At 66.1% G+C, this 14,731-nt stretch carries 14 protein-coding genes; 3 read left to right on the forward strand and 11 right to left on the reverse strand.

Annotated elements, in window-relative coordinates; all coding sequences use genetic code 11:
- The first annotated feature begins 26 nt into the window (after positions 1 to 26).
- Together D5S18_RS12100 and D5S18_RS12105 are read left to right on the forward strand one after the other, a co-directional pair.
- Positions 27 to 497, forward strand: a complete 471-nt coding sequence (locus D5S18_RS12100) for an SRPBCC family protein (protein WP_120039964.1) — start codon at positions 27 to 29, stop codon at positions 495 to 497.
- A 10-nt stretch (positions 498 to 507) separates the two neighbouring features.
- Positions 508 to 1,062: a ribonuclease H family protein gene (locus tag D5S18_RS12105; protein WP_120040667.1), complete on the forward strand. Its 555-nt coding sequence runs from the start codon at positions 508 to 510 to the stop codon at positions 1,060 to 1,062.
- A gap of 117 nt (positions 1,063 to 1,179) precedes the next feature.
- On the opposite strand, the gene D5S18_RS12110 is transcribed toward D5S18_RS12105, so the two are convergent.
- The 9 genes from D5S18_RS12110 to D5S18_RS12150 form a co-directional block, all read right to left on the reverse strand.
- Positions 1,180 to 2,514 (reverse strand): hypothetical protein, encoded by a 1,335-nt coding sequence (locus D5S18_RS12110; protein ID WP_147403938.1) that lies wholly within the window; start codon positions 2,512 to 2,514, stop codon positions 1,180 to 1,182.
- A 130-nt stretch (positions 2,515 to 2,644) separates the two neighbouring features.
- Positions 2,645 to 3,817, reverse strand: coding sequence for an MlaD family protein (locus tag D5S18_RS12115; protein WP_439651114.1), 1,173 nt, complete (start codon positions 3,815 to 3,817; stop codon positions 2,645 to 2,647).
- A 5-nt stretch (positions 3,818 to 3,822) separates the two neighbouring features.
- Positions 3,823 to 4,908, reverse strand: coding sequence for an MCE family protein (locus D5S18_RS12120; protein WP_239003692.1), 1,086 nt, complete (start codon positions 4,906 to 4,908; stop codon positions 3,823 to 3,825).
- The gene (locus D5S18_RS12125; RefSeq protein ID WP_120039970.1) at positions 4,905 to 5,996 is read right to left on the reverse strand and encodes an MlaD family protein; all 1,092 of its coding nucleotides are present in this window, start codon (positions 5,994 to 5,996) and stop codon (positions 4,905 to 4,907) included. The genes D5S18_RS12120 and D5S18_RS12125 overlap by 4 nt, the downstream gene beginning before the upstream one ends.
- Positions 5,993 to 6,991 carry an MCE family protein gene (locus D5S18_RS12130; RefSeq protein ID WP_120039972.1) on the reverse strand — a complete coding sequence of 333 codons (999 nt, stop codon included), beginning with the start codon at positions 6,989 to 6,991 and terminating at the stop codon, positions 5,993 to 5,995. The genes D5S18_RS12125 and D5S18_RS12130 overlap by 4 nt, the downstream gene beginning before the upstream one ends.
- A complete protein-coding gene (locus D5S18_RS12135; protein ID WP_120039974.1) occupies positions 6,991 to 8,034 on the reverse strand; it encodes an MCE family protein in 1,044 nt (347 codons plus the stop codon). The genes D5S18_RS12130 and D5S18_RS12135 overlap by 1 nt, the downstream gene beginning before the upstream one ends.
- Positions 8,031 to 9,524 (reverse strand): MlaD family protein, encoded by a 1,494-nt coding sequence (locus D5S18_RS12140; RefSeq protein WP_120039977.1) that lies wholly within the window; start codon positions 9,522 to 9,524, stop codon positions 8,031 to 8,033. Before D5S18_RS12140 ends, D5S18_RS12135 begins: the two co-directional genes overlap by 4 nt.
- 3 nt (positions 9,525 to 9,527) lie before the next feature.
- On the reverse strand, positions 9,528 to 10,391 hold the full coding sequence (locus D5S18_RS12145) for an ABC transporter permease (protein WP_120039979.1): 864 nt from the start codon (positions 10,389 to 10,391) through the stop codon (positions 9,528 to 9,530).
- Between the two features lie 3 nt (positions 10,392 to 10,394).
- A complete protein-coding gene (locus D5S18_RS12150) occupies positions 10,395 to 11,249 on the reverse strand; it encodes an MlaE family ABC transporter permease (protein ID WP_120039981.1) in 855 nt (284 codons plus the stop codon).
- A 454-nt stretch (positions 11,250 to 11,703) separates the two neighbouring features.
- Between D5S18_RS12150 and D5S18_RS12155 the strand changes: the two genes are divergently transcribed.
- Positions 11,704 to 12,366, forward strand: a complete 663-nt coding sequence (locus D5S18_RS12155; RefSeq protein ID WP_120039983.1) for a S1 family peptidase — start codon at positions 11,704 to 11,706, stop codon at positions 12,364 to 12,366.
- A 54-nt stretch (positions 12,367 to 12,420) separates the two neighbouring features.
- Here D5S18_RS12155 and D5S18_RS12160 read toward each other — a convergent pair whose 3' ends face one another.
- Both D5S18_RS12160 and lppU read right to left on the reverse strand, forming a co-directional pair.
- A complete protein-coding gene (locus D5S18_RS12160; protein ID WP_120039985.1) occupies positions 12,421 to 13,884 on the reverse strand; it encodes an MFS transporter in 1,464 nt (487 codons plus the stop codon).
- 111 nt (positions 13,885 to 13,995) lie between these two features.
- Positions 13,996 to 14,604 (reverse strand): LppU family putative lipoprotein, encoded by a 609-nt coding sequence (gene lppU / locus D5S18_RS12165; protein ID WP_239003693.1) that lies wholly within the window; start codon positions 14,602 to 14,604, stop codon positions 13,996 to 13,998.
- Between the last annotated feature and the right edge of the window lie 127 nt (positions 14,605 to 14,731).

Here is a 14,731-nt window from a genome sequence, read left to right on the forward strand (position 1 = left end):
CGTGCGGCAGGCGATCAGGAGGGCCGATGGGCCGCATCAGGTACGCGAGTGATGTCGGGGCGCCCGTCGAGGTGGCCTTCACCTACGCCGACAACGCACAGTTCGTCCCCGAGTGGATGGCGGGCGTCACCCGTTTCACCCCCAGCGGCGACCAGGACTGCGGACTCGGCGCGACCTATCACGCCGCCGTGCGTCTCGGCCCGTGGCGCACCACCCTGGACTGCGAGATCACCGAGTACCGACGCAATGCCGTACTCGCGTACACGCTGCGCGGCCGCCTGTCCGGCACGCTACGGCTGCGCTTCGATCCGCTCGGCTACGGCCGCGCGGCACTGACTTCCGAAGCGGAGTACGCTGCCCCGCGAGGGCTCCTCGCCAGGCTGTGCGGCGGGCTCGTCGATGCGGCGGTGCGTACCGCGCTGCGCCGCACCGAATCCCAATTGCGAAGGGAGATAGAGGAATTCCACGGTACCGATCTTGTCGGCCGGATTGCGTAGGGTGGCGGCCATGATCATCGTGAGCACCGACGGATCCTGCTTGCGCAATCCCGGCGGCGCCATCGGCTGGGCGTGGGTCAATCACCAGGGTTCCGCGCAGAGCGGCGGCGCGCCGACCGGAACCAACCAGATCGCCGAACTACGCGCCGTCCTCGAAGCCGTCCAGGCCCATCCCGGTCCGGAACCGCTGCTGATCGAGAGCGATTCGCTCTACGCGATCAAATGCGCCTCGGAGTGGCTGTCGAGTTGGCGACTCAATGGTTGGCGCACCTCGGGCGGCGGCACCGTCAAGAACGCGGAGCTGATCAAGAGCATCGACCGGGCCATCTCCGGCCGCCCCGGTCCGGTCCGCTTCCGCTGGGTGCGCGGCCATGTCGGCAACTATTTCAACGAGCAGGCCGACACCCTGGCAGGCGCCGCCGCCCGCGCGGCCGCCCTCAGCATCGCCGACTACGACGACGAGCTGGTCATTTCCGCCCCGGACGACCTACCCGAGCAGACCACCCGACCGCGGGCCGCGGGGAAGACGGTCGCCGCGACACCTCAGGCGCTCACGCTGTTCTGAACCGTCGCGCGCGACCGTAGTCGGCCCGCCCGAGCGACCCCCGGCAAGTTGTCACCCGCCGGGGGTCGCTCGGTTCCGTGCGGCACGGCTACTGCGAACCGGCGGAGCCGATTCGACTCAGTTACCCGATTGCGGCGCGGAACGATTCGGCGCGGGCTGCGAATTCTGGCCCGGCGCGGGCTGATTCGGTACCACGCCTTGATTCGGTGCCACAGGCTGATTCGGCGCCGCACCCTGATTCGGTGCCGCGGGCTGATTCGGTGCCGCACCCTGATTGGGTGCCGCGGGCTGATTGGGACCTGCGGGCTGATTCGGATCAGCAGGCTGATTGGTCGCGGTCCGACCGACATCCTGCTGCCCCGGCACCGGCACGCCGCCCGGCATACCCGGACCACCACTGAGCAGCGGCGAACCCATTTTGTCGGCCAGCCATCGACCATCGACGCGACGCATCGTCACATTGAGCACCACCAGCGCCCGGTCGGCCCCGCCCTGATCGGTGAAGTTGCTGCGGGTCTGGATCATCGACATGATCACCTGCGCCGAATCCTTGTCGCCGGACTCGTATCCGCAGTCGACCTTGTCGGTCGTGGAACGCACCTTGGAACGCACCATGGATTCCTTGAGGTACTTGTCCGCGCTGTCCATCTGGGTGAGGAACTCGCCGGTCGACTGCGATTTGATCCGGGTGAACCAGCCGTCGATATCGCTGTCGTAGTTGTAGATCGAGATATCGCGGCCGAGGGCGCAGGCGGCGCTCAGCGCGCCGTCGCGGGCGGCGAGTTGCTCGTCACGGTCGTGCGCCTGCCGATAGAACACCACCACGGCGGTAATCGCGGCCACCAGCAGCACACCGGCGACGAAAGCCGCGATCACCGATCCGACGCCGATACGACCGGCCTCCGACAACGCGGATCGCTTCGACCGAACATCGGAATCCGCCGCGCGCTGGGTCGGCCGCTTCTTCGCCACAGCGGACTCTTCGACGACGGTCGCACGGCCCTCGGAGTCGGCTGCCTTCTTTTCACCTACTACCGCAACGGGTTCGGCGGCAGCCCCGTCGGCATCGACAGACTTCGTGCCATCGACCACCGACTTATCGGACTCTGCCGCAGCGTCTTCGGTACCGGCCGCAGCGTTCTCGGCGACAACCGCAATGTCTTCGGCGTCAACCGCAGGCTTCCCGGCCTCAGCTGCAGCGTCCTCAGCGACCACCGCAGTCTTCCCGGCGTCAACCGCAGCGTCCTCGGCGTCAACCGCAGGCTTCCCGACCCCAGCCGCAGCGTCCTCAGCGACCACCGCAGTGTCTTTGGCGTCAGCCGCACCGGCCTCGTCAGCCGACCCGGACTCCTTCCCCGCGGACGCGCCCTGCGCCACCCCCTCCGATGACGCGTCGGATTCGGTGTCCTCGGGCCGCGCGTGGTCCTTACCGGTCGCGTCGTCGGTAGGCATCGATATTTCCTGCACTTTCCCGGCGCGCGGGCCGCGCGCCGATCGGCCGACCGGCTCGCGGGACCGAGCCGGTTCGCTTTCCTCGGCGAGTATGCCCGGAGGCGGGGGTTACCGCAGGTCCGGGTCGAACTCACCGCACCGGGGGCAGGGTCCGCTCGTTGGGATCCACACCGGGCGGCATATGCGCGCCATTATTGGGCACGTCGGGTCGGGGAGCATTGGCCGCGCCGCGGATTTCCTGTCCGGGGGGCGGGTTGTCGCAGTAGTTCCAGCGGGGCAGGGTGCCGTCCTGGACGACCTCGTTGCGGATGCGCTGGGAGTTCGGATAGGTGCAGAAGGGGCGCAGCCAGATGTCGAGGATGGCGTGGAATTCGCCGTCCCAGGCGGGTACCCCGAGTGCGTCGGCTCCGACGGCCAGCGACGGGAACAGTGCGCGCAGCGCGGGCGCGCGCAGTTGGGCGGCCTTGGTGATGGCGGCGAAGTTGGCGGCGAGGCTGGTGATGGGGTCGGCGGTGCGATCGAGGACCGCGCCGAGGGTCCGCATCTGCTCGGGCGCGGAGTCCAGGATGGCTCGCAGTTCGGCGTTGGCATTGTTGAACTGCTGGAACAGGGTGCCGGAGTTGCGGGTCAGTGTTTGCAGATCGGGCTGGGCGTGCGAGGTGGTCTCGGTGATGGTACGCAGGTTGTTGAGCAGATTGCTGGTCTGCGGCAGCAGATTGTCCAGGCCCGCGGTGGCCAGGCTGATGCCGTTGACCAAGCCGCGCAATTGATCCGGGCCTGCGCTGAGCGCGGTATCGAGCTCGTTGAGGATGACGCCGAATTTCTCCGGATCGACCTGTGCGATGAGCGCGCTGGAATCGTCGAGGACCGACCACACCGGGGTGGGTGTCTTGATCCTGGCGGGATCGAAGCGCACCACCGAGCCGTCGCCGAGGTACGGTCCGCGGTCGGTGCCGGGACGGAAGTCGATGTACTGTTCGCCCGCACCGGACAGCGCCTGCACCGCGATATCGGTATCGACCGGGATGCGGTATTTGCTCTCGATCTGGGCGACGGCGGCGATGGCCTGTCCGCGGTCGACCAGCCTGATCTCGGAGACCTTGCCGATCCGGTAGCCGCGCAGGGTCACATCGTTGCCGGGCTGCAGCCCGCCGGAGCGGTCCAGATTCACGGTGACGGCGTAGGTGGAGCGCATCGGATTGACCCGCATGACGCTCACCATCAGGTACGACGCGCCGACGACCAGCACGAGCACCAGTCCGATATTCGACAGGACGATCTTGCTTTTCAGCAGTTTGGACAGTCTGCTCACCGGTGACCCCCCTGAACCCTGGACTGCACCACCTGCAGCACCTGGATCAGGCTGCCCGCGAAGTCCTGCAGATCATTGAGATCCTGGAGTTTGCCGTGTTCGGGATCGGTGAGCGCGCTCAGGTCCAGGCTGGTGGCGTAGGCGAAGATGGCGAAGCTGCTGCCGCGGAAGGTGGCGTCCACCTTGGGGCGGATGGTGTGCATTCGGTCGAGCAGGGTGCCGAAATTATCTCCGGTGCGGGCGATGGCGGCCATGAGCTCCTTCGTGTTGTCCAGGAGACTGGCCAGTTGCGGTCCGGTGGTGTCGGCGTAGTCGCCGAGTGCGGCACTGGCGGTGGAGATCTTGCCGAGCAGGTCGCCGAGGTTGCGGTTGTTCTCGGCGATGGCGCCGATCATCTGCGGCAGCGAGTCGGCGACCTGGCCGAGTTCGGCGCGGCGGGTCTGCAAGGTATTGGCCAGCCCGTTGAATTGGGCCAGCACCTCGTCCACGCGCGCGGAGTTGGCATTCAAATTGCCGACCACACTGGTCATTTGGGTGAGGACGTGGGCGAGTTGTTCGCCGCGGCCGCCGATGATGGAATCGAGTTCGGTGCCCAGTTTGGTCAGGCTCGCGATACCGCCGCCGTTGAACAGCAGCGAGACCGAGATGAGCAGTTGCTCCACGGTCGCACCGGCCGAGGTCTGTTCGATCCGGTCCCCGGATTTCAGTATGGCGGCGCCCGGTTCGGCCTTCGGTTTGGACACCGCGATGAAGACATCGCCGAGCGGGGTGGCCTGGCGCAGCTCCGCCGTTGTGCCCCTGGGCAATTCGATATCCTTGCGGATGGTCAGGTCGACGATGGCCTTGAAGTTCTTGGTCCGGATATTGGAGACGACGCCGACATCGGAGCCGCCGATCTTCACCTTCGCCTGTTCGGGCAGGTTCAGTGCGTTGTCGAATTCCGCTGTGACGGTGTAGGTCTCGCCGGACAGACCCGGCTTGGGCAGCGGCATCCTCTCCACCGTCAGCCCGCAGCCCGAGACGGCGCCCACCGCCGCCACCGCTGTCAACGCCATGGCGGCCCGCCGTATGCGCGCGCTCACTTGGTCAGTCCGAGCAATGCGGCGGTCAGACCGTAGTCCGGCCCGAAATCCTGCATATCGCCGGTGCGGCAACCGTCGGCCCGCATCTGGACCCGCTCGCAGAACAGGCTCACCACCTCACCGGACAGGGCGGTGCCGACGAGCGTGTGCAGGCGGACGAAGCGGCCCTGGCGGTTCATCATATTGTCGATGTTCTGCATGAGCATGGGCGCGACATCGACCACCTCGGTCATACCGGCGGCGTTGGCGCGCAATTGATTTGTCACATTGGTGAGTCCGGTGAGCGAACCCGACAGCCTGTCCTGGTATTGCGCGAAGGCGCCGCTGGTATTGGCAAGGAAGCCGTTGAGCTGATCGAGCGTGGCGCGCAGACCGGGCGCCTGATCGGCGAGCAGACCGGTCATCTGGGTGGCACGATTGCTGAAATCCCTTACCGCCTGGTCATTTTCGGCGAGCATGGTGGTGAGCTCGTTCAGTTTGACGATGATGCTCGCGACGGCGTCCTTATTGTCCAGGCCCACTTTCAGCGCCGAGGAGAGCGCGTTGAGGGTGTCGCGTATCTTCGCGCCATTGCCGTTGAGCATCGGATAGAGCACCCGCCCCGACAGCGGGCCGAGCCCGTCCTGTCCCGGTTCGGGTTTGAGCGCGGCCGCGAACTGATCGATGGTCTTGATCATCGTGTCGAGTTCGACCGGGGTCCTGGTCTTGCCGAGCGGCAGATGCGCGCCGTCCTTCATAACATCGCCCGCCGTGTAGACCGGGGTCAGCTCGATATGCCGATCGGTGACGATGGACGGCGAGACGATCGCCGCCATGGCGTCTTTCGGGATCTTCACCTCCTTGTCGACCGACAGGTGCACCTCGATCATGGTGCCGCGCGGCACGATCTTGTCCACCTTGCCGACCTGCAGCCCGAGCACCGTCACCGGATTGCCCTCGTACATACCGGCGATATTCTCGAAATCCGCGGTGATCCGAATCGTGTTGCCCAGCGCGCTGTCCACCGAGGCGGGCAGTATCGAGCAACTGCCGAGCCCGAGGGCCAGCGCCCCGATTCCCACGGCGCGCGCGACGGTCCGCTTCCTCATCCCTGGCACCCCTCGATCACATTGGCGAAGCACAGCCAGTTGTCCGGGAACAGCCACGGCAGACCGACGGTGCCGTACGGACCGTTGCCGCCGTAGGCATTCGACAGGTAGCGCACCGTGGGCGGCATGATGGACAGCAGGCGGTCGAGATTGTCCTTGTTCTTCTGCAAACCCTCGGCCATGGTGTTGAGCTGATCGATGGTCGGCCCGAATTGGCCGCCGTTCTGATCGCCGATCTGCTGCAGCTCACGGCTCAGCCGGGCGATATTGTCCAGCAGTTCGCGCAGCAGCGTCTGCCGTTGCATCACCCGGTTGGCGATGGCCTCGCCCTGGGTGATCACCAGCAGCACGCTGTTGCGGTTGTCGCCCAGGATCTTGGTCACGCGGTCCAGATCCTTGAGCAGCCCGTCCACCTGAGCCTTGCGGTTGTCGATCACCTTGGCCAGCGCGCCGACGCTGTCGAGCGCCTGCGCCACCAGCGCGGGGGAATCACCCATCTGCTTATTGATCAGGTTCAGCGATTCGGCCAGCTTCTTGGTGTCGAGCTGTGCGAATTTCGGCGTGCCCTCCTGCACCACATCGGCCAGATTGTAGGGAACGGTGGTGTTGGACAGCGGAATTCGGTTGCCTTTGAGTCCCGAGCCGTCACCGGGCTCCACATCGACGAAGCGCGCGCCGAGCAGGGTGGCCATCTTGATCGACGCCTTGGCGTCCGCTCCGAATCGCACCTCGCTGTTCACATTCAGGGTGAGCAGCACATGCGAACCCTCGAGCTTCGCGGCGGCCACCTGCCCCACCATGATCCCGGCGACATTCACCTTGTCGCCCACCTTGATCCCTGCGGCCTGCACGAATTCGGCGTCGACGTGCTGTTGGCCGACCCCGATCAGCTTGTAGGCGCTGGAGATCAACACCAGCACGAGCACCAGAGCCGCGCCTAGGATGCCGACCCAGAAGTGGCGATTGCTGTTGAAGCGCGCGCGCAGTCTCGTCATCACGGGTGGCACACCGCCGAATGCCCGTTCCCGCCGATCTGCGAGGTGAGTCCGCGCGGGAACAGGATGCCGTAGAGCGAGATGTCCAGACCGCAAAGGTAGGCGTTGGCGTAGCCGCCCTCCGAGACGTGTCTGCCCGCGTCGGAAAGAATATTGGGCAGGTCGATGGCCGCCTGATCGAGTTTCGCGCCATTGGCCAGCAGCAGCGACAGCGCGGCGGCGGTGGAGTTCTGCGCGGTGACCAACTTGGGCTGGATGGCGCCGACCATATCGACCAGTGAGCCAGTGGCAGCGGCGATTTGAGTGGTGGACCGCAACAGCGACTGCCCCTGGTCGTAGAGTCCGCCGATGAGCGCGCGGGTTTGGGTCACCAGGGTCTCCAATTCGTCGCCGCGCTTGGCCAATCCCCCCATGACGCCGGAGAGGTTGGCGATGACCTCGGACAGGATGGTGTCGCGGCGCTGGAAATCGGTGGCCAGCGTGGCGGCCTGGGTGATGAAGGAGCTCAGCGAGACACCGTCGCCCTGCAGCGCCTGAATGAACGACTCCGACAGGTTGTTCACCTGCTCGGGCGCCAGCACCTGGAACAGGGGCTGGAAACCGTTGAGCAGGGCCGAGACATCGAACGACGGTTCGGTCCGATCCACCGGGATGCTCGCCCCGTCTTTGAGCGGGGTGCGCGCGGGCGCGGCGCCCGGCGCGAGCGCGACATAGCGCTGGCCGATCAGATTCTGGTACCGCACCAGCGCTTTGGTGTCGTCGTAGAGTTGCTGATCGCGCTGGATCACGAAGGTCACCTTGGCGACCGACTTGCCGAGTTTGGGATCGCGGGCCAGCGCGATGGTTTCCACCTTGCCGACCCGTACGCCCGCCACCCGCACGTCATCACCCTCGTGCAGGCCGAGCACATCGGTGAAAGTGGCGGTGTAGGTGTTGGTTTCGCCGGTGACGACGCGGGCCAGCGTATTCCACACCAGCACCGTCACCAGGACCGCCACTATGGCGAACAGCCCGAAGCCGAGCAGCGGCTTGCGAATACTCATCGGCCCGAACCCTTTTCGGCCACCGTCATGGTCCCACCCTTCAGAATCGTGTTCAGCAGCAGATATTCGGCCGCATTCGGTCGATGACCGAGCAGGGCCCACATCGCGTCCTGACCGCGCAGCGCGATCGGACCGGCTGCGGGGACGGCGGGCGGAGGTTCCTGAGCGGGCGGGAGCAGACCGGGCGGCAGCATGGGGATCAGTCCGCCCAGCGGTGTGCCCGCGAACGGATTGGGCACACCGGCGAATCCGGGGATGATCGGCGCGAGTCCGGTGATGCCGGAGGCGAAGTGCCCGCTCGAATCCGGCACGGTGATACCGGGAATCGAGGGCAGGCCGGGCAGCGGCAGCACCGGCGGCAGCCCGGCCGCCGAATCCAACGCGCGCGGTTTGAGCTTGTCGGGGAGTTGGCCGGGATCGGCCTCGGCGGGGGCGGTGTAGCAGCTCGGCCCCGGCAGGTCACCGTAGCGAGGGCAGTCGGCCACCGTGTACGGGCGGAACGGGGTCAGGGAGATCCCCGCGTTCCAGACCATCTGCTGCTGCGGACCCCAGGTGAAGGTGGTGTCCAGCTTGCCGAGGCTGTTGTTCAGGCTGAGCAGCGCCCTGGTGATGGCATTCGGGTCCGCGCTCAGCGCGCCGAACATGTCGGAGGTGCCCGTCGTAACCTGTTTGCCCACATCGGGATTGCGGGCGAACAGGTCATTGACCTTGTCCACCGTCGCGCCGGTGCCGGTCAGCAACGCCATCAGCTCGTCGCGGCGATCGGCGATGGTCCGCGCGGTCTGCACCGAATTGCCCAGTACGTCGAACAGTTCCGGCGCGGACTGATTGAGCGCACGGAACGAGTTGGCGAAATTATCGAGCTCACCACCCAGATCCGGCACTGCGCCGCGCACACCCGCGAGCCAATTGTCCAGGCGCTCAATGGTCGAGCCCGGCATCCGGCCGCTGCCATCCAGCGCCTGGGACAGGGTGCCGAGCACCCGGCCGAGTTGGATCGGATCGATGTGGTCGAGGATGCCGCGCACCGTGGTCAGGGTGTCCTGCAACGCGATGGTGCCCGCGCTGCGATCCTCCTCGATGACCGAACCTGCGTGCAGGAACCGCTCGCTCGGCCCGTTGAACACCAATTCCACCGAGGTGACCGCGAACAGGTTGCTCGGCACCACGCGGGCGGTCACGGTGGCCGGGATATCGCCCGCGAACTCCGGCTTCATAGCGATATGGACCTGCTGCTGTTCACCTTTCGCGGCGACCGACACCTCCCGCACCGCGCCGACCAGCACGCCGCGGAACTTCACATCGGCATCCTCGGGCAGACCGTCGCCGGTGGTGGTGAGATTCGCGGTGACCTTCACATTCTCCTGGAACGCGCCCCGGTAGCGCGCCAGCAGCAGCGCGAGCACCACCGCGAACACCAGCAGTCCGCACACGCCCGCGATGAGCAGTTGGCGCATCGTCGGACCGCGCCCACTCGGATCGATGATCATGCGCTACCCCGAGATCCGGATGCCGGGGTTGATCCCCCAGATCGCCAGTGTCATGAACAGATTCGCGAAGACCACCGCGATGATGCACATCTTGATGGCCCGGCCCGCCGCGACACCGACGCCCTCCGGACCGCCGGAGGCGAAGAAACCGTAGTAGCACTGGATGAACGTGGTGATCGCGACGAACAGGATCGCTTTGATCAGCGAATAGATCACATCGGTCGGAATCAGGAACTGATAGAAGTAGTGCTGGTAGGTGCCGCTGGGCGTACCGCCGATGGCCCGCACGGTCAGCGAGCAGGAGATGTAGGCCATGGCCAAGCCCAGGCAGTACAGCGGCACGATGGCCACCATGGCCGCGAACATCCTGGTGCTGATCAGGTAGGGCAGGGGACGGATCGCGATCGACTCCAGGGCGTCGATCTCCTCGGAGATGCGCATCGCGCCCAACTGTGCGGTGAACCGGCAGCCCGCCTGCGCCGCGAAGGCCAGTGTGGCCAGCAGCGGACCCAGTTCGCGCGTGGTGGCGAAGGCGGAGATCGCACCGGTGATCGGGCTGAGCCCCAACAGATTCAGCGAGTTGTAGCCCTGCAGGCCGACCGTCATCCCGCCGAAGGCGCTGAGGATGACCACGACGCCGATGGTGCCACCGCCGACGACGAGATTGCCGTTGCCCCAGGTGACATCCGAGAGCAGCCGCCAGACCTCCTTCGGATAGTGCTTGAGCGCCAACGGAATCGAGCCGATCGAACGCAGCAGGAAGAAGACCTGGTGCCCGATTCTGGCCATCCAGTCGATCGGGGCCTGCGAGCCGCGCCGCAGCGCGCGCAGCGGTCGCAGCAGTGGGGGGACATAGGTGGCGGACATGACTCAGGCCACCTGCGCCGGGAATACGGCGTTGTAGATCTGGGTGATGATCAGGTTGACGCCGAAGAGCATGAGCGCCGAGGAGACCACCGCCGAATTCACCGAATTGGCGACGCCGCCGGGACCGCCGCGGGTGTTGAGTCCGGTATCGCAGGCGATGATCGCCGCGAGCAGGCCGAAGATGAGCGATTTGATCAGCGCGACCAGCAGGTCGCGCGTCACCGCGAAGGAGGAGAAGGTGCCGATGTAGGAGCCGGGGGTGCCGTTCTGGAAGAAGATGTTGAAGACGTAGCCGGTCAGGAAGCCGACGAAGACCACGAATCCGCACAGCAGCACCGAGACCAGCATGGCCGCGCCGAGGCGGGGGGCGACCAGTCGGTGCATCGGATCGACACCCATCACCTTCATCGCGTCGATCTCCTCGCGAATGGTGCGCGAACCGAGGTCGGCGCAGACCGCGGAACCGACCGCGCCCGCGATCATCAACGAGGTGACCAGCGGCGCGCCCTGCTGAATGATGCCCAGACCATTGGCCGCGCCGATGAAAGAGGTCGCGCCGACCTGTCCGGCCACCGAGCCGACCTGAATGGAGACGATGACGCCGATCGGAATGGCGACCAGCAGGGTGGGCGCGGCCGAGACACTGGACATGAACGCGCACTGGCGAATGAATTCGGCGAACGGGAAGCGTCGCCGGAAGATTGAGACGACGAGTTCGGCTATCGCCGCGAATCCCATCCCGATCTGACGACCGAAGGTTTCGATGGAACGCTTGGGATGGGCGTCCAAATAGGTCTTCGTCCAATCGACCGCGATGCCGAAGCGCGAACCTCTTGGTGGACTCTCGGTCGACTGCACTGGCTAACCCCTCTCGACGCCGGTTGCCCGCCCCGACGACTCGTTCGCTTGACGCACCTTACTACGGAGTAGTGCGTAACACACTCCTGACATGTGATCTCGGTCATAGATTCACAGCACACTGAATGTCCCGGTAGGACGCGGAACACATCCGTTGGCGCACAACCCAAAACGCGGGCCGATCCCCTGGTACACCTCACAGTCGAACTGCCTTATCCCCAACTCGCCCGATGGCCGAATTCGGCTAATTACCCGGAATGCGTTCATTGAAATTATGACCGAAATGGGAAGTGTTCGCGCACCGCGAGTTTCGCCGACGAAACACCGCACACCGAGCATCCGATCAACATTGCAATAGCGTCGAGCTATTGATTTCCCGACGCGCCAGGGATCGAATACTGACACGATGGGGCCGACAGGTTGATATGGTGCGGCTTCCTACCTCTGGAGGGACATGTTCAGAAAACTCGCCAAGGCGGCGACAGCCGCCTTCGCCGTCGCCCTCGGGGCGGCGCTACTCGGAACAGGGACCGCGCAGGCAGCGGGTCCGGTCATCGGTGGGGGATCGGGCATTGTCATCGACAACCAATTCGAATGCACGGTCACCACCGTCGGCTACGACGGCGCGGGCAGACTCGTCGGGCTCACGGCCGGTCACTGCGGTGAGGCGGGCTCGCTGGTCACCGCCGAGGCCAATCGCGGCGCGGGCGTCATCGGCCGCTTCGCCTACGCCAACCACGACCTGGACTACGCCGTCATCCAATTCGACCCGGACCGGATCACCCCGGTCAACACCGTCGGACGGGTCACCATCACCGGACTCGGCGCACCGGCCCAATTCCCGCAGATCGTCTGCAAAGAGGGCAGGACCACGGGCAATACCTGCGGCATCAGCTGGGGCGATGTCTTCCAGTCCAATGTCGAGACCTGGTCGCAGATGTGCGTCGTCGAGGGTGATTCGGGCGCGCCCGTCGTCGTCGGCACCACCCTGGTCGGCATGGTGAACGCCTATCTCGCGGTGGCCTGCTTCGGGCCGGAGGTCGGCACCAATATGAGTGCGATCCTCGGTGATATCAATGCCCGCGGCGATGTCGGGGCCGGATTCACTCCGATCTGATCGATCTGTCCCTCGAATACCTGGCGTGAGCGGGCCGTTTCGGTCCGCTCACGCTTATTCGTCCTCGGCTTCGGCGCCGTGCAGCGGGGCGAGTGCCGGACCGGCGACCCCGCACTGCGGTGCGCACTCGACGCTGTCCAGATGCGGCGCATGGGGTTTCGGGCGCAGCAGCACCGCCGCGAGCAGCGCGCCTGCCAGCAGACATCCGGCGCAGATCCAGACCGCGATCGGGAAGCCGCGAGCCAGCGCGTCGGGATCCGACAGCGATCCGGAGATGCCCGCCAGACCGGGCAGGGCGGCCACCGCCAGCAACTGGGCGGTGCGGGCCACGGCATTGTTCACCCCCGAGGCGATCCCCGCCTCGCTCGACGGGACTGCGCCGAGCACCGCCCCGGTCAGCGGGGCGACCAGCGCCGAAAGCCCGAGTCCGAAGACGAGCACACCCGGCAGCACATCGGTGAGGTAGGAGGTGTCGCGGCCGATGCGCAGCATCAGCAGCAACCCCGCCGCCGCGAGCAGCGGACCGATCGTCATCGGGATGCGTGGACCGTGCACCTGCGCCCACCGACCCGCGGGCGCGGACAGCACCAGCATGAGCAGGGTGATCGGCACCGTAGCCGCGCCCGACAGCAGCGGCGAATACCCGGCCACCACTTGCAATTCCAGCACCAGCAGGAAGAACACGCCGCCGAGCGCGGCATAGACCGCGAAGGTGACCAGGTTGGCCGCCGTGAACACGCGGGAGGCGAACAGCGCGGGCGGGACCAGCGGATGCGGGCTGCGCAGCTCGATCACCACGAAGACGGCGAGCAGCACCACGCCCGCGATGATCAGCAGCGGACTGGAATCGATCAGCCCCAGCGTGAGCGCGCCGAGCGCGCAGGCCACCACCACCGCACCCGGAATATCCAGGCGGCCGGTCGAATTCGGGTCCCGACTCTCCGGCACGTGGCGCAGCGTCACCAACACCACCACCACCGCCAACGGCACATTGAGCAGGAAGATCGAGCGCCATCCGGCCAGATCGATCAGCCATCCGCCGAGGAACGGACCCAGCGCGCCCGCGACCCCACCGAATCCGGACCACAGACCGATGGCCGATCCCTGATCGCGCTGATCGATCGAGGACGAGATGAGCGCAAGACTGCCCGGTGTGAGCATCGCGCCCGCGATGCCCTGCAGAATCCGCGCGACCACCAGCATCTCGATATTCACCGCCGCACCGCACAGCACCGAGGCGAGCGCGAATCCGATTGTGCCCCACACGAATACCTTGCGCCGACCCAGTCGGTCGCCCAGTGAGCCGCCGAGCAGGATGAACGAGGCCAGGGTGAGGGTGTAGCCGTTGAGCGTCCACTGCAGGCCCGCCACATCGGTCCGCAACTGCGCACCGATGCGGGGCAGGGCGATATTGACGACCGTGGCGTCGAGCATGGCCACCGCCGAACCGAGGATGGTGGCCAACAGAATCCAGCGACCGGTGGCCGATCGCAGCCGAGGAAGCTCCGGACTCGTCACATCTGCCAACCTAGTACGCGCTGCCGACGAAGTCGTCCGCAAACCGCGTATAGCCGGAGGTACGCCTAGGCATGGGTGCGACACAACCAGGGGTATGCGAGAAACGACCGGCTACAGATCCTGGACGCAGACCACGAACTTGCGTTCCTTCTTCACGAAGCCGCTATTGCCCGGTCCGCAACTGCTCACATCGGTGGCGTTCTGCTGGATCTTGATGACCTTGACGCCGTCCTTGACCGTCGCGCCGCAGTCGATGCGGCGGGCGATATCGCCGCCGACATCCATGCAGCCGCCCACCACCCAGTCGATGTCGAGGCAGAACGCGCCCTGCTCGATACCGTTCACGGTCTCCACGTAGTAGCTGTCGCGGTCGCCGACGCACTGCGAACTGCGCTGGGCCTTGCCGATGACGCGGTAGTTGGAATCCTGGCTGCCGCAGGTCGCCTTTGTGATGGTGGCGTCGTCGGTGCTGCCGCCGAGGGTTACACAATCGCCCACTTCGGCCTGGAAATCCGTTTTCCCGCCGGGGGTCTTGCCGGGGCTCGGTTTGCCAGGGGGCGGTTTAGGGGTGGCCGAGATCGCGTCGACCGTGCGGCCGCCTTCCGGCAGGGCGTGACCGCTGACGGTGGATCCGCAACCCGCGAGCACCATCGCCGAGCACGCGGCCGCGGCGGCCACCGCCGCGCGCCGCGCCCACCCCCGATCGAATTGTCGAGACACCAGTCCTCCCACGCCACCTGTCACGCCATGAATACACCATCGTCCATCCGACGTCGAGTCGGCGACCCGACCCGCTTGCTTTCCGTTTATTGGGCGGGCCTGCGGAATCCCGGCTCCGGCAACCGAT

The organism is Nocardia panacis (assembly GCF_003598715.1).
GTDB classification, from domain to species: Bacteria; Actinomycetota; Actinomycetes; order Mycobacteriales; family Mycobacteriaceae; genus Nocardia; species Nocardia panacis.

Excerpts from the sequence above, each read along its gene's own strand:
- D5S18_RS12100 (WP_120039964.1), top strand. The coding sequence starts at position 27 with ATGGGCCGCATCAGGTACGCGAGTGATGTCGGGGCGCCCGTCGAGGTG.
- D5S18_RS12145 (WP_120039979.1), bottom strand. The coding sequence starts at position 10,391 with ATGTCCGCCACCTATGTCCCCCCACTGCTGCGACCGCTGCGCGCGCTG.
- D5S18_RS12130 (WP_120039972.1), bottom strand. The coding sequence starts at position 6,991 with ATGACGAGACTGCGCGCGCGCTTCAACAGCAATCGCCACTTCTGGGTC.
- D5S18_RS12135 (WP_120039974.1), bottom strand. The coding sequence starts at position 8,034 with ATGAGTATTCGCAAGCCGCTGCTCGGCTTCGGGCTGTTCGCCATAGTG.
- D5S18_RS12140 (WP_120039977.1), bottom strand. The coding sequence starts at position 9,524 with ATGATCATCGATCCGAGTGGGCGCGGTCCGACGATGCGCCAACTGCTC.
- D5S18_RS12155 (WP_120039983.1), top strand. The coding sequence starts at position 11,704 with ATGTTCAGAAAACTCGCCAAGGCGGCGACAGCCGCCTTCGCCGTCGCC.
- D5S18_RS12125 (WP_120039970.1), bottom strand. The coding sequence starts at position 5,996 with ATGAGGAAGCGGACCGTCGCGCGCGCCGTGGGAATCGGGGCGCTGGCC.
- D5S18_RS12110 (WP_147403938.1), bottom strand. The coding sequence starts at position 2,514 with ATGCCTACCGACGACGCGACCGGTAAGGACCACGCGCGGCCCGAGGAC.
- D5S18_RS12105 (WP_120040667.1), top strand. The coding sequence starts at position 508 with ATGATCATCGTGAGCACCGACGGATCCTGCTTGCGCAATCCCGGCGGC.